Origin of the sequence: Vibrio qinghaiensis (genome assembly GCF_002257545.1) — a bacterium.
GTDB lineage: Bacteria > Pseudomonadota > Gammaproteobacteria > Enterobacterales > Vibrionaceae > Vibrio > Vibrio ordalii.
In genome coordinates, this window is record NZ_CP022742.1 from 388,871 (window position 1) to 402,745 (window position 13,875).

A 13,875-nucleotide genomic window follows, 5' to 3' on the forward strand; every position below is an offset into this window, starting at 1 on the left:
CTATGCTCCTTACATTCCCCCCTCGTGTATCAATTCCATAGCACTGTTGATTTCCGCTGATTTTGAATAGGCGATTACCTTGCGCTTTGTTACAATCCGCGCCCTGATTTCCAATAGGTAAGCTGCAATGTCTGATACTGTGCACCCATTCCAACGTTTAGGACTTTCAACCACATTAGTTAGCGCTCTGCAATCTTTAGGTTTTGAACAACCGACGGATGTTCAATCTCAAGCTATCCCGCATGTTTTGGCTGGTAAAGATGTCATGGCTGGGGCGCAAACGGGTACCGGCAAAACGGCAGCTTTCGGTTTACCTATTTTGCAACGTTTTCTTGATAACCAAGTTGAGCGAGAAGCCAATAGTAAAGTTGTGCGCGCGCTTGTTTTGGTTCCGACTCGTGAGCTGGCTCAACAAGTGTTTGATAGCTTAAGTGCTTATGCACAAAGCACTACATTGAAGATTGTCACCGCGTATGGTGGAACCAGCATGCAAGTGCAAACACGTAATTTACGTGGCGGTACGGATATTTTAATTGCGACGCCGGGGCGGTTAATTGACCATCTGTTTGTGCGCAACATTATCCTGACGCAAACCGAAGTGTTGGTGTTGGATGAAGCCGATCGCATGCTCGATATGGGTTTTTTGCCTGATATCCAACGTATTTTGCAACGCATGAATGATGAACGCCAAACGCTGTTTTTCTCGGCCACCTTTGATGACAAAATCAAAGCATTAGCACACAAAATGATGCGCGACCCTGTCGGCGTGCAAATTTCACCGGCCAACGCGACCGCTGATACTGTAAAACAGATCGTTTATCCAGTGGATAAAAAACGTAAAAGCGAGTTATTAGCTTATCTAATTGGTTCACGTAATTGGCAGCAAGTCTTGGTGTTTACCAAAACCAAACAAGGCAGCGATGAGCTAGCCAAAGAACTGAAATTGGACGGCATCAAAGCGGCTTCGATCAATGGCGATAAAAGCCAAGGGGCGCGCCAAAAAGCGTTGGATGATTTTAAAGCAGGTAAAGTTAGAGCGTTGATCGCTACCGATGTTGCGGCTCGTGGAATTGACATTCAGCAACTTGAACAAGTGGTTAACTACGACATGCCGTATAAAGCGGAAGATTACGTGCACCGCATTGGCCGCACAGGCCGGGCCGGGCTAACGGGCTTCGCTGTCTCTTTGATGAGTCGAGATGAAGAGTATCTGCTTGAAGCGATCGAGGCTTTACTCAATCAACGCTTGCCGCAAGAGTGGTTAAAAGGGTTTGAGCCGAGTTTGTTGGAAGCCCTACCGACTGAGCGTAGCAGCCGTAAACCTAGCCGTTCAGCGGAAAAAAGAAAGATGAAAGCAAAGCTGAACATCCATGCGGGTAGAGGTAAGCGATAAAGCGCTTACTTTATCTGGCCCGGTCAGATTCAATATCATACAGCAGTTCATTGATGGAGTTCGGACAGAGCGTCTGAGCTTCGTCGATATGGAACTTGGCGATCATCAAGTCATTAAAGAGTTGCCAATGTTTTAGTAAGCATTGGTTTACATCTTGAGTTTCATCTGACCACGTTTCTTTTAAAAATGGCGTGAGGCTCGCCGCGCCGTGCGCATACATGATCATCTGCCATTTTATCTCCCACACCTTTATTGGTGTGGCTGAAAATTCACGGTTGTATTGTTCGGCAAGTTGTTCGACGAGCTGCTCAATTTCACCTGCACTGTCGATAAAATAATCAAACAGAGCATCTTCTTGTCTTACCGCATCGGCGATCAGCTGAATCGGCTGTTTGACGGTCAGCATATGCGCGAGTAGCCGTACCATGAACAAATACAACTGCACGTTGGCGGGGGTGTTGGCTGGGATCTCTTTCAATATATGACGTAAATAATTCTCCATATAAAGATGGAGACCATCGCTGATACTGCGCCATATTTGCTCTTTACTACCGAAATGATGACGCAGCAAACTGTGTGAAACCCCAGCTTTTTCGCTGATCGTTCGTAATGACACTCGTGCATAACCTAGCTCGCAAAACAGATCCGCAGCGACCACTAGAATGTCTCTTTTGGTTTTTTGGGCATCAGTGGCACTTCGGCGGCCTTGTCTTCTGGTCATTTTTTAACTCGTCTCATTTTTAACGAGCGCAGTTGTACCAGATTTGATAGGTAGTTTCACGGAAAAAACGCTTTGGCAGTCATAACCGATGATAAGGTTATGACTGCACAATGTTAATTGGATCGGAGATAAAGGGAGATTTTGCTGATTAGAAAATCAATATCATCGCGTGAGACGTCTTTATGGGTCACAAAACGTACCGGATTGCCTGGCGAAACTTTTATTCCATCTTGCGCCAACTGATTGGTAATTGTATGGATATCGATAGAATCAGCTAATTTGGCAAATACGATGTTAGTTTGCACTAAATCTGGATTGACGGAAAACCCGTTTAAGTCCGCTAATTTGCGCGCTAAATATTGGGCATTGTCGTGATCAGTCCTTAATTGAGTGACTTGTTCAGTCAATGCAAGATGGCCTGCTGCGGCCAAAATGCCTGCTTGACGCATGCCGCCACCGAGCATTTTTCTTAAACGTCGAGCCTTGGCAATGTAGGTTTTTGAACCCAACAGCAGCGAGCCGATAGGAGCGGAAAGCCCTTTAGATAAACAGACCGTCATTGAGTCAAAGTATTGCGCAATCTCTTTGACATCTACATCCAGCGCTACAGCAGCGTTGTATACGCGCGCGCCATCTAAATGCAGTGCCAAATGGTGTTGATCAACAAACGCTCGCGCTTGCGCTAAATAGGCGAGTGGTAGAACTTTGCCATTGATGGTGTTTTCAAGGCTAAGTAATTGAGTGCGAGCAAAGTGGGCATCATCAGGTTTAATGGCCGCGCGCAGTTTATCGAAGTCTAACGTGCCATCAGGGTTATTTTCGATTGGCTGTGGCTGAATAGAGCCAAGAACCGCGGCGCCACCCGCTTCATATTTGTAGTTGTGCGCTTGTTGGCCACACAGGTACTCATCACCACGCTCACAATGTGACATTAAACCCAGCAGGTTGGCTTGTGTGCCTGACGTGGTAAATAGCGCCGCTTCAAAACCGTGTCGCTGCGCGGCCCACTCTTCTAAGGCGTTGACGGTTGGGTCATCGCCATACACATCATCACCCACGTCGGCATTAGCCATTGCTTCACGCATCGCGGCGGTGGGTTTAGTAACGGTATCTGATCGAAAATCCATATAATCTCCTCATGCGTTTTTCTATTTTTGCTAGAAGCATTTTCACTTCAATTCTTATCTGTGCTTGTACTTTATTGATAGCTAAGCACTTTATTGATAGCTAAGCACTTTATCGATAGCTAAGTATTTTATAGATAGCCACACAGCTTCGCCTTACTTAGGCAGGCAATGGTTTTTGAATCTGTGATTTGCCCAGTAATGATTTTTTGCTCCAATTCCTGAATTGAAAGCGTCACCACCTCAATGACCTCATCATCGTCGCATGCTAATCGTGCAGTTTTGCTTAACTGTTTAGCGACAAACAGGTGCTGTATTTCGTCACAAAGTCCAGCTAATGGTGTGACTTGCCCTAAAGCGATCAGCTCATTTGCGCTGTACCCTGTCTCTTCTTCAAGCTCACGGTGCGCGCATTCGGCTGGAAGCTCCCCCTTTTCTAAAGTGCCTGCTGGGAGCTCTAACAACCACTTTTTGAGTGAAGGGCGAAACTGATTAATCAGAATAATATCGCCTTGCTTTGTGATCGGCAAAATCACGGCTGCGCCCGGATGGACTATGGTGGTGTGCTCAATGCTTTTGCCTGTAGGAAGGGTGACATCCTCTTGCACTAATGAAATGGTTTTCCATGTATGTATGGTTTTGCTCATGCAAACTCTTCTTTAATTGTGGCTAGCCAATGACTGATATGGTGATAAGGGTTCAACCTTACCGAGAATCTGTGGCTAAGACAAAGTAAAACGATAACCTAAGTATCAATATTGCTTGCACAATCAGTGATGTCAGTCTCATATATGCAAACATTGATTTCGAAGAATTTCATAGAAAAGAGATCTGCTATAAGTGGGCGCTTATACTAAAAACTATTTGTAACAAAACAATAACAGTCGTATAAAGTTATGTATGCAAACCATTTGGAGCGCTTAAGTGATCAATTTTACTCCTACATCTCATGCGCAAAAAGCGCTACTCTCAGAGCGCATAAATAAGCTTGCTAAGGCTTTATCGGATGGTGTTTATGAGCGTGAAGACACCATCAAACTTTGTCTACTGGCTGCTTTAGCGGGGGAAAGTGTTTTCCTACTCGGCCCTCCTGGCATTGCAAAAAGTTTGATTGCGAAACGTCTGATCCAAGCCTTCGATAACAGCAGTTATTTTGAATACCTCATGACGCGTTTCTCAACACCAGAGGAGGTATTTGGTCCATTAAGCATTCAAGAATTAAAAGATAATGGGCGCTATATTCGCCTAACCAAAGGCTATCTTCCTACTGCACAAGTGGTTTTTCTTGATGAAATTTGGAAAGCAGGCCCCGCCATTTTGAACACCTTATTAACGGTAGTGAATGAAAAGACCTTCAAAAATGGCAGCGATATTGAACGTGTTCCAATGCGTCTTCTGGTTTCGGCATCGAACGAATTACCGGATGAAGAGAGTGGTTTAGATGCCTTGTACGATCGCATGTTAGTGCGTGTGTTTGTCAACCGTATTCAAAATAAGCAGAATTTCAAATCGATGCTGACCATTGGTACGCCACAAGAAGCGTGCATCCCTGAAGGGCTTGCGATTACCGATGAAGAGTATCACTCATGGCAGCGACAACTTGACGATTTACTGTTGACAGATGACGTGTTTGAAAAGTTATTTGAGCTGAAAAACATGCTAGAGCATGCCGTTGAAAACCAGCCCTCTGCGGCAAGTATTGATATGTACGTTTCAGATCGCCGTTGGAAAAAAGCGGTGAAGCTGCTCAAAGCGAGTGCGTTTTTTAATGGCCGAGACTCGATCAACCCGCTTGATTTACTATTGCTGCAAGATTGTCTTTGGAATAGCCCCGATTCTCGCGATATTGTGCGCCGCGTTATCCGCGACTTTGCGTTGAAACATGCTTTTGACCAACAAGAAGTTGAACATCAAATCGTAGTGTGTCGTGAAGAGCTGGCTGAGATTCAAGAAGAGCTAGAGTCTGAATTTGGCATGTTGCTCTCGCTGGAAATATCATCGGGTTTGATTAAAAAGCAAGTGCATCAGTTTGATACTAAATCGGCAAAAACCTATCAGGTAGGCACCGCTCATGACTTGGTCAAATTGGTATTGCTGCAAAGCAATATGTCCGTCTCTGAGGTAGAAAAAGGCGATAGCCGCTGGGTTTATGTGCCTAAAATCGAACTTGAAAGAACGATCAAAGAGGGGCATGGCGATGTGTATGGTTATGTGAATCAAAATACCAATTTGTGCCGTTTAAGGTTTGATTTAGATGCTGGTAATAACCTCGTTCTTAAAGATATTGCTAATCGCTCGGTATTGGTGAGTTTGGTGACTGAGCAAGGTTTAGACGAAAGTCTTTATCAAGAGTGGCTTACGAAAGCGGATCAAGCCGTTGCACAGTTGCAACATGCCGAACATCATTTGCGCAAAGTACGTTCTAAGTTTCACGGCGCTTTGCCGCATAACTTCATTGATCCGGAACTGCCCACCGCTATGGAAGCGACGTTGCAGCAGCTGCAGCAATTACTTGAATCGACTCATACCGAATGCGAAAAAACGGTGCTTCGTTTTAAAAACCTAAACCAGTTTTTTGCGTAAGGAGAGAAGATGCTTGGGGCCGATGGTTTAAATTTAGCGTTAATGATTGCCGACTCGGGCATCATTGATACGGCAGTGAATGATTTGCTTGCGCGCTCGCAAGTGATGATGATGGCTGAAAACCACGGCGTGGCGAATTCAGTTAAAAATCACCTAACTAAGTGGAGTGGTAGTGTCAAAAAACGCATTACAAAAGTGTGTGAAACTGAGCGTTTTCAACAAGAGCTGACCTTATACCAAGAAGTGATTCACTGGAATGAAGAGACCTTCTTTACTCGGATTAACGAGATAATCAAACAGTTGGAATGGCACTCAGCATTTTATCTCCAAGCACGTCGTTTAATCGAAAAAAACAAGGGGCTACATAACCCCATGTTCCCTCATTTCTTTTGTGATCAATGGTATCAAAGCCTTTGCCATGCGATTAAACAAGCGCAAATCAACGAACTAGAAAGTAACAAAGAAAAAGTGTTGGCCGATTTGTACCAGCGTATGGAAACCATGAAAAACATGGATAAAGTCACGGAATCGGGCGATGAAAGCAGCGTCGGTCGCTTGTGGGATATGGCATCGGCGAAGCTCAGTAAAACAGACATTAGTGTCATGAAACGCCATGCGGAATTTTTGAAAAAGAACAAAGGATTGCAAGAGATTGCTGAACAGCTTGGGCGCATGGCTGGCGAAGTCGATGACCCGGATCTCAACCGCACTCCAGCCGAAGCGCTGCAAATGGTGGAGGAGAAATCGGACCAAGCGACGGATGACATCGTCGGCATCCACGAAAGTGATGATCTGAACAAGCTGCTGCCCAACGAAACCATGTTTCTTGCCTATCCTGAACTTGAGGTGGTTTTCTACAAGCATTTAGTGGATAAGCGTTTGATGAACTATCGCATGCAAGGCAAGTCTCGCACCTTGCGTAAAGTCAAAGCGTACCAGCCAGAACACAAACAGTTTGAGATTGAAAAAGGGCCGTTCATCGTATGTGTGGACGCTTCTGGTTCCATGAGTGGTTTCCCAGAACAGTGTGCTAAAGCGATGGCTTATGCTCTGATGCAGATCGCGCTGGCTGAGAGGCGCGAGTGTTACGTGATGCTGTTTTCTACTCAGCAAATTACCTATGAGCTGACCAAGCAAGATGGCTTGCGTGAAGCGAGTGATTTTTTAAGTTATTCATTTCACGGCGGAACGGATTTAGACCCTGTGCTAGAACAATCGATTGAACTGATGAACAGTGACAAATACCGCAATGCAGATTTGGTCGTATTGTCGGATTTCATCGCACCTAAACCGCCGGAAGCTCTGCTAGAAAAAATCGCGACCTTAAAACATCAAAAAAATCGTTTTCATGCGGTGAGTTTGTCTCGCTATGGTAATCCACAGTTGATGGCGATGTTTGATCACTGCTGGGCATACCATCCTAATCTCGTCGGGAGACTGATGAAAAAATGGTAACGATCACTTGATAAAAACTGATGGATTGTTGCTCTAATTGTTCGCCTTCTATCCTTTGCGGGTCGATTCTTAGTCACTTGATTCATAAGTGGAAAATTTATTGTTGACTCATTTTCTTAATCCGTTAAAGTACGCCTCGTTCTCACGGCAAAGCCCGAAAGAACAATGTCAGAAGTTAGTTGCTCAGCAAGATGAGCAAAGTTATTAAAAGCTGCAACGCAATGTTTAATAGCAAATGTTCTTAATAACAAATGTTGTTAATAGCCAAATGTTGTTAATAACAAAGCTAGCGAATGTACTTCAAAAAATTTTCGATGGTGTGTAACTGACTCAGTTGACGGCATCGCAATCCAGAATTGCGTGCCCTGGTGGTGAAATTGGTAGACACAAGGGATTTAAAATCCCTCGACTTTCGAGTCGTGCCGGTTCAAGTCCGGCCCGGGGCACCATCTATTCTTTGCTCATTAAGAGCAACAAAAAATTAAAGGCGCGATGGCAGACTGGTTATGCAGCGGATTGCAAATCCGTGGACCTCGGTTCGACTCCGGGTCGCGCCTCCATTATCGAAGATCCCAGCCAATTGCTGGGATTTCTCGTTTCAAAATAGTCTCGATCAATGGCTACCTTTCATCAAAAAAATCCTTATTGCGAATGTACTTACTCATCAAATGATATGAAAACGGACGAATTAGCCAGCTCAATAAAGACCTGCCTAATCGAATGAACGTTGGTGTGTTTTCGTAAATCCGCCCATTGTAAAGCCACAGCAATTTACCCACATGCCAATAGATTAAAGGAATGGGTGGCATAAAGGTGACGATGTCGAGGTCACAACAAATACGATAGGTTTTGTGACTAAGCGCGTAGCGTTGACGAAAACGCCAATTACCAATCGCGGGTTGGCCGAATGTTACAATGCGTTTGATGCATTTTGGGTATTTCTTTTCGATGTAGTCAGCAAAGATACACCCAATTGCCCCACCCGAAGAGTGGCCAGTAATGGCAATGCGTTTGCCGCTCTCGATCAGAGGAACAACGACGGCTTCCAGCCGCTGTAAAACCGATAGGCCGAGTTTATCTTCGTTGCGCGTTGGCAGGCTCTCTTGATGCAGGAGATGGTAAAAGCCCGCATGAATACGGTAATCCAATCCTAAGTGCTTACAACTGCGTGTCCACATTGCAAAGTTCAAAAGCCAATCACTGACACTGTGCGAACCTTTAATGACCACCACGGCCTCTTCTTGGTTTTTACTCCACAGCACTCGAATCATGATTTTACCAAACTGGTTACGGATGATGTGCTGACCGTTCGGATCAAAACCATAACGTGTCTGCCTAAACACTCTGGGATAAGCAAGGTTGCACAGCACGGCATAGCGTTCGTATTGATAGCGTTTAAGTGGTTTCACATGACAGCTCTCGAAGATATTGAGCTAACGTAGCGGTTGAATGTGAATGCTTTATGAACGGTGCAGTTTGGGGTGGGGGAGTCTTTGTATTTAAATGCAGTCAGCCCCTTAGGCGGGCGTTAGCCGTTTGAACACTTACGATGCTGGATGCTGAAGGCATTGCTCGTGGCGAGCGAGCTTTAGCGGATGGCAAAGTCGTCAGCCATAAAGATGCGAAGGAAAGAATGTCAAAATGGCTGAAATCATTTGCACCGAGCTGACTCTGTCCGATCTGAGTGATACTGCTGAATACATAGCAATTGAAAATGTCGTGGCTACCAAGTAGCTGGTGTAAACCGTTTTCGCAAAAGTTGAATGTTTGGTCGATTTTCCAGAGTATGGACGCATTCCACCAGCACCTCAATTATTGTGAAGTCGTCGTAAATCCGTGTCGTATTTTCTACAAGTATGACGATAAAAAGATTCGTGTTCTTTTTGTTATGTATGCGGAATGAGAGTTGCGTCGGTGATGCTTACGAAAAAAAGCCGACGCTGGCTACCACCGCTTTCAGGCTTGAGATTTTCAGAGAGAACATAATCACTAAGATGACGTGCGACGGTAGATTCATGGATACGAAGAGCTTGATAAATCATGACTTAACTCCAGCTCTCAGAAGCCAGCCAAACGGCTTTTATACGGTCACGTACTCGACCATCACGATCGTAATCATGCATTAGTTCGAGTTGTCGTTTTTGTTCAGAAGTGAGTTCGATTTTTATGGTGCGTGGCATGATCCTGATTTCATGGAAAATCAAGCACCTTCAATGAACACGGGGATATCAAAAATGCACATAAATTTTAAACAAAAATAGAAATGCAAAAAAGAAGAAATGTACACCGCTATGAATTTATAAAACAAAAATAACAAGTAAAATTTTTATAGAGCAATACCCCATAAAAATAAACACTGACTGGTAACTTTAGATTAATTAATATAAAAAGTAACTATCTCATATAAAAACAACCACCATAAACAATACGAAGTTCTAACAAGGAAAATAAAACCTGACAAAAAAACAACAAACAACTAACTCATTTAAAATAAAACCATTTCATGATTAAGCCTTGAACCAACATTAAGGTTAAGGAAATATCATGTTTAATATAGACTACAACAGTTATCGCTCTATAAGTGGATTTAACCAGCGCACCAGATTTCTAATTTTCCACTATACCGCTCTAAATTTTAGCGAATCAGTCAAAGCGTTAACCAGTAATGCTGTTAGTGCACATTATCTAATCCCAGACCCAACTGATACCACCTATATAAATGCTGGATTTAAAGATGTTAGAATTTTCAACTTAGTCAATGAAAATGATAGAGCTTGGCATGCTGGCATTAGTGCTTGGTCTGGTAGAAGTAATTTAAATGATACTTCTTTAGGTATCGAGATTGTTAATCAAGCAAAAGATAACAATGGAATAATAACTTTTTCACCTTATCATCCACAACAGATTGCAGCTTTAAAATCACTCGCTATTAATATACTACAACGTTATCCTGATGTTTCACCAACTAATATCATAGGCCATAGTGATGTATCACCAGGTAGAAAAAGCGATCCGGGAGCTCTCTTTCCTTGGAAAGAACTCTATTTATCAGGGATTGGTGCTTGGTATGATGAAGAAACTAAAACTAAGTATTGCAAGAAATTTCAAACAAATCTTCCAAACAAAAATGACATTTTAGAAAAACTAAAAACTTATGGTTATGACACAACCAAAACTGAGGATGCTCAAGTGTATCAACAATTGATTCGAGCATTTCAGTTACACTTCCGCCCTGAGAATTACTCAGGAAAAGTAGATATAGAAACCGTGGCAATTCTTTACTCTCTTGTTGATAAATACAAATCCTCCCCTCGTTCAACTTGAAGTTGCAGGTTTCAATATCTGAAAATTACCCGTAATTCTGGATTTAAGTTGGGGCTATATGGCTGCCGGTAATGAAGCTCGGAGAACCGCAGGTTCAGGTCTTGCCTCTTGCTATCTATTATTTTTTGCATTTCAACACTAGCAAGCTATATCGCTCATCATAAATAGCATGCCTAATACTCACGAAATTAATTCCCTCCCCTTCAAGGGGAGGGTTAGGGTGGGGTGAACACCCCGTCATAAGCTTCTACTCGAAAGCATAATGAGCGTGTTTGAGTTGTTTATATAACTTCTGCCAAGTGCTTTGGCAGAGGAAAACTGACCAATTTTGTTGTAAATGAGCAGGTTTGATTGGAAGCGATCATACTATACCCTTCCTACTTGAAGCTGCAGCGGTGTTGGCTACGTTCGTTCACCCCAATCACATAGTTTGCCTATGCTCATGGGGACTCACTCACTTGCCGCCTACCTGCAACTCCAAGTTGTTTGGGTATATATTAATTATCTTCCGATGCCTGTCGGCCCCTAGCCTTCACGATAACGTGTTTATTTCTCTTTGATACTCCTCTTTATGGCTACCTCTTTAGGGTAGTTTGAGTTTGTAATTGATTTACATCAGTAATTCATTTTCTTTCATAATTAAAAATCTCGCTCAATGAAACGTTACCATAATTAGGAACCCATATGAGCAGGATGAAGCTGGTTGTCATCGGTAATGGCATGGTTGGCCATCGCTATATCGAAGATTTGGTCGAAAAAATGGAGGCATCGGCTGTTGATGTCACGGTTTTTTGTGAGGAACCGCGTGTTGCCTACGATCGCGTCCATCTTTCTTCCTACTTTTCACACCATACCGCTGAAGAGCTTTCGCTTGTTAAGCCGGGTTTCTATCAAAAGCATGCGATTAATGTCTTGATGGGCGAGCGGGCGGTTAACATTAACCGCGAAAAGCGCGTGGTCTATTCAAATACTGGCCGTGAAGTGAGCTATGACAAATTAGTCTTGGCGACGGGCTCTTATCCCTTTGTACCGCTGATCAAAGGCAATGAAAGTAAAGACTGCTTTGTCTACCGCACCATTGAAGATCTAAAGGCCATCGAAACGTGCGCGAAAAAGAGCAAAAGCGGCGTAGTGATAGGCGGTGGTTTACTTGGCCTTGAAGCGGCTGGCGCGCTGAAAGCGTTGGGCGTACAAACCCATGTGATTGAGTTTGCTCCGGTATTAATGGCTGAGCAACTTGACTTGCAAGGCGGTTTACAACTGCGTAATAAAATTGAGCGGATGGGGGTGCAAGTTCACACTAGCAAAAATACGCTAGAGATTGTTGCTCAAGGCGAGACCGCTCGTAATACCATGAAATTTGCCGACGGTTCGGATTTGGAAGTTGACTTCATCGTATTTTCCGCAGGGATACGTCCTCAGGACAAATTAGCTCGTGAAATGGGCTTAGACATCGCGCCGCGTGGTGGCGTTGCCATTAACGATCACTGCCAAACATCCGATCCTGATATTTACGCGATTGGCGAATGTGCTTCTTGGAATCAAACCTTCTTCGGTCTGGTTGCTCCTGGCTACAAAATGGCAACGGTTGCGGTTGATCATCTTGTGGGTAATGAGAGCCAATTTAGTGGTGCAGACATGAGCGCCAAGCTCAAACTGCTGGGTGTGAAGGTGGGATCGATTGGTGATGCCAATGGACGAACGCCCGGTTGTAAAAGCTACGTCTATCAAAATGAAGAAGATGAAGTTTATAAGCGCATTATCGTTTCTGAAGACGGTAAAAAATTGCTTGGTGCAGTTTTAGTTGGCGACACGTCAGATTACGGCGATTTACTGCAACTCAAACTCAATGATATTGAGCTACCCAAACACCCAGACACCTTGATTCTACCCGCGCATGCTGGCGCTGAAAAACCGGCATTAGGCGCGGATGCACTACCTGATACTGCGGTGATCTGTTCTTGTTTTGATGTGACTAAAGCGAAAATTGCCCAAGCCGTGGCCGATGGTCATCATACGCTCGGCGCGATTAAAGCCGTGACAGGGGCAGGAACCGGTTGTGGTGGTTGCGTGCCTTTAGTGACGTCGGTTCTGAATGCTGAACTGGCTAAATCGGGTGTGGAAGTCAAAAACGATATTTGTGAGCACTTTGCGTATTCACGCCAAGAGCTGTTCCATTTGATCCGCATTAACGGTATCAAACGTTTTGATGAGATGTTGGCAAAACATGGACGCGGTTATGGGTGCGAAGTCTGTAAGCCAACAATTGGTTCGATTCTGGCCTCGTGTTGGGGGGATCATGTGCTCTCGCCATCGCTGGTCAGTTTGCAAGACACCAATGATAACTTCTTGGGCAACATGCAAAAAGACGGTACTTATTCGGTGATCCCACGCATGGCGGGTGGTGAAGTCACACCACAAGCGCTTGCGGTGCTAGCGAATGTCGCTCAAGAATACAAACTTTACACCAAAGTGACGGGCGCGCAGCGCATTGGTCTGTTTGGTGCTCAAAAAGACGATTTACCTGAGATTTGGCGCAAACTGATTGATGCTGGATACGAGACAGGCCAAGCCTATGCCAAAGCTCTGCGCATGGCAAAAACGTGTGTCGGTAGTACGTGGTGTCGTTTTGGTGTGCAAGACAGCGTCGGTTTGGGTGTGCTGATTGAAAACCGCTACAAAGGTATCCGTACACCACACAAAATGAAGTTTGGTGTCTCAGGCTGTACCCGCGAATGTGCCGAAGCGCAAGGGAAAGATTTAGGCCTGATCGCGACCGATGCGGGTTGGAATATGTATGTCTGCGGTAATGGTGGTATGAAGCCTCGACATGCGGATCTGCTGGCCTCTGATTTAGATGAAGCAACACTACTGAAATACATCGACCGTTTCATGATGTTCTACATTCGCACAGCCGATAAATTACAACGCACCTCAGTGTGGCTAGACAACCTAGAAGGTGGTGTTGATTACCTGCGTGAAGTGATTGTGGACGATAAGTTGGGCATTAACGATCAACTCGAAGCGGATGTGGCGAAGCTTATTGCTGATTATCGCTGTGAATGGACAGAAACGCTTAATCATCCTGAGCAATTAACTCGTTTTACTCACTTCATTAATTCTGATTTACGCGATGAGAACGTCGTGTTCGTCAGCGCTCGTGAGCAGCACCGTCCTGCGACTTATGGCGAAAAACACCCAGCAGCGAAAGGCGATATATTCCACATTGCGCTTGCTGATTCGGCAATCTCTACCCCTGTTTTGGAGAAATAACT

Annotated in this window: 9 protein-coding genes, 2 tRNA genes and 3 pseudogenes; 9 read left to right on the top strand and 5 right to left on the bottom strand. The window is 44.4% G+C overall.

The annotated features are described in order from the left end of the window. The first annotated feature begins 127 nt into the window (after positions 1-127). Positions 128-1,393, top strand: a complete 1,266-nt coding sequence (locus tag CCZ37_RS15010) for a DEAD/DEAH box helicase (RefSeq protein ID WP_094501258.1) — start codon at positions 128-130, stop codon at positions 1,391-1,393. Positions 1,394-1,403: 10 nt separating this feature from the next. Here the strand turns inward: CCZ37_RS15010 and CCZ37_RS15015 are convergent, their stop codons facing one another. From CCZ37_RS15015 to CCZ37_RS15025, 3 genes are all read right to left on the bottom strand, one after another. Next, positions 1,404-2,114, bottom strand: coding sequence for a TetR/AcrR family transcriptional regulator (locus CCZ37_RS15015; RefSeq protein ID WP_010318318.1), 711 nt, complete (start codon positions 2,112-2,114; stop codon positions 1,404-1,406). Between the two features lie 113 nt (positions 2,115-2,227). Continuing rightward, complete coding sequence (gene ltaE / locus CCZ37_RS15020) at positions 2,228-3,241, bottom strand: low-specificity L-threonine aldolase (protein WP_094501261.1); 1,014 nt, start codon at positions 3,239-3,241, stop codon at positions 2,228-2,230. Between the two features lie 128 nt (positions 3,242-3,369). Further along, positions 3,370-3,885 carry an NUDIX hydrolase gene (locus CCZ37_RS15025; protein ID WP_010318320.1) on the bottom strand — a complete coding sequence of 172 codons (516 nt, stop codon included), beginning with the start codon at positions 3,883-3,885 and terminating at the stop codon, positions 3,370-3,372. A gap of 277 nt (positions 3,886-4,162) precedes the next feature. Here CCZ37_RS15025 and CCZ37_RS15030 point away from each other — a divergent pair, with 277 nt between their 5' ends. The 4 genes from CCZ37_RS15030 (at position 4,163) to CCZ37_RS15045 (ending at position 7,836) form a co-directional block, all read left to right on the top strand. Continuing rightward, complete coding sequence (locus tag CCZ37_RS15030; protein ID WP_094501263.1) at positions 4,163-5,821, top strand: ATPase RavA domain-containing protein; 1,659 nt, start codon at positions 4,163-4,165, stop codon at positions 5,819-5,821. A 9-nt stretch (positions 5,822-5,830) separates the two neighbouring features. Continuing rightward, positions 5,831-7,276, top strand: a complete 1,446-nt coding sequence (gene viaA / locus CCZ37_RS15035; RefSeq protein WP_094501266.1) for an ATPase RavA stimulator ViaA — start codon at positions 5,831-5,833, stop codon at positions 7,274-7,276. 362 nt (positions 7,277-7,638) lie between these two features. Then, a tRNA-Leu gene (locus CCZ37_RS15040) sits at positions 7,639-7,725 on the top strand. Between the two features lie 37 nt (positions 7,726-7,762). Continuing rightward, positions 7,763-7,836, top strand: a tRNA-Cys gene (locus tag CCZ37_RS15045). A gap of 60 nt (positions 7,837-7,896) precedes the next feature. Here the strand turns inward: CCZ37_RS15045 and CCZ37_RS15050 are convergent. Beyond that, a complete protein-coding gene (locus CCZ37_RS15050; protein ID WP_094501269.1) occupies positions 7,897-8,685 on the bottom strand; it encodes a lipase family protein in 789 nt (262 codons plus the stop codon). Between the two features lie 152 nt (positions 8,686-8,837). On the opposite strand from CCZ37_RS15050, the pseudogene CCZ37_RS15055 reads away from it, so the two are divergent. Beyond that, positions 8,838-8,945 (top strand): annotated as a pseudogene (locus CCZ37_RS15055) (toxin-antitoxin system subunit antitoxin); the annotation flags it as partial. After that, positions 8,918-9,179, top strand: a pseudogene (locus tag CCZ37_RS15060) (type II toxin-antitoxin system RelE/ParE family toxin). The pseudogenes CCZ37_RS15055 and CCZ37_RS15060, both read left to right, overlap by 28 nt. 28 nt (positions 9,180-9,207) lie before the next feature. Here the strand turns inward: CCZ37_RS15060 and CCZ37_RS15065 are convergent. Then, positions 9,208-9,444, bottom strand: a pseudogene (locus CCZ37_RS15065) (helix-turn-helix domain-containing protein); the annotation flags it as partial. A 376-nt stretch (positions 9,445-9,820) separates the two neighbouring features. Here CCZ37_RS15065 and CCZ37_RS15070 point away from each other — a divergent pair. Then, positions 9,821-10,600: an N-acetylmuramoyl-L-alanine amidase gene (locus CCZ37_RS15070; RefSeq protein ID WP_094501272.1), complete on the top strand. Its 780-nt coding sequence runs from the start codon at positions 9,821-9,823 to the stop codon at positions 10,598-10,600. Positions 10,601-11,284: 684 nt separating this feature from the next. Beyond that, positions 11,285-13,873 (top strand): nitrite reductase large subunit NirB, encoded by a 2,589-nt coding sequence (nirB, locus tag CCZ37_RS15080; RefSeq protein ID WP_094501274.1) that lies wholly within the window; start codon positions 11,285-11,287, stop codon positions 13,871-13,873. Positions 13,874-13,875 lie beyond the last annotated feature (2 nt).

Bases quoted from the DNA above. Each gene is read 5' to 3' on its own strand.
- CCZ37_RS15010 (WP_094501258.1), top strand. From the start codon at position 128: ATGTCTGATACTGTGCACCCATTCCAACGTTTAGGACTTTCAACCACA.
- nirB (WP_094501274.1), top strand. From the start codon at position 11,285: ATGAGCAGGATGAAGCTGGTTGTCATCGGTAATGGCATGGTTGGCCAT.
- CCZ37_RS15025 (WP_010318320.1), bottom strand. From the start codon at position 3,885: ATGAGCAAAACCATACATACATGGAAAACCATTTCATTAGTGCAAGAG.
- CCZ37_RS15070 (WP_094501272.1), top strand. From the start codon at position 9,821: ATGTTTAATATAGACTACAACAGTTATCGCTCTATAAGTGGATTTAAC.
- CCZ37_RS15015 (WP_010318318.1), bottom strand. From the start codon at position 2,114: ATGACCAGAAGACAAGGCCGCCGAAGTGCCACTGATGCCCAAAAAACC.
- viaA (WP_094501266.1), top strand. From the start codon at position 5,831: ATGCTTGGGGCCGATGGTTTAAATTTAGCGTTAATGATTGCCGACTCG.
- ltaE (WP_094501261.1), bottom strand. From the start codon at position 3,241: ATGGATTTTCGATCAGATACCGTTACTAAACCCACCGCCGCGATGCGT.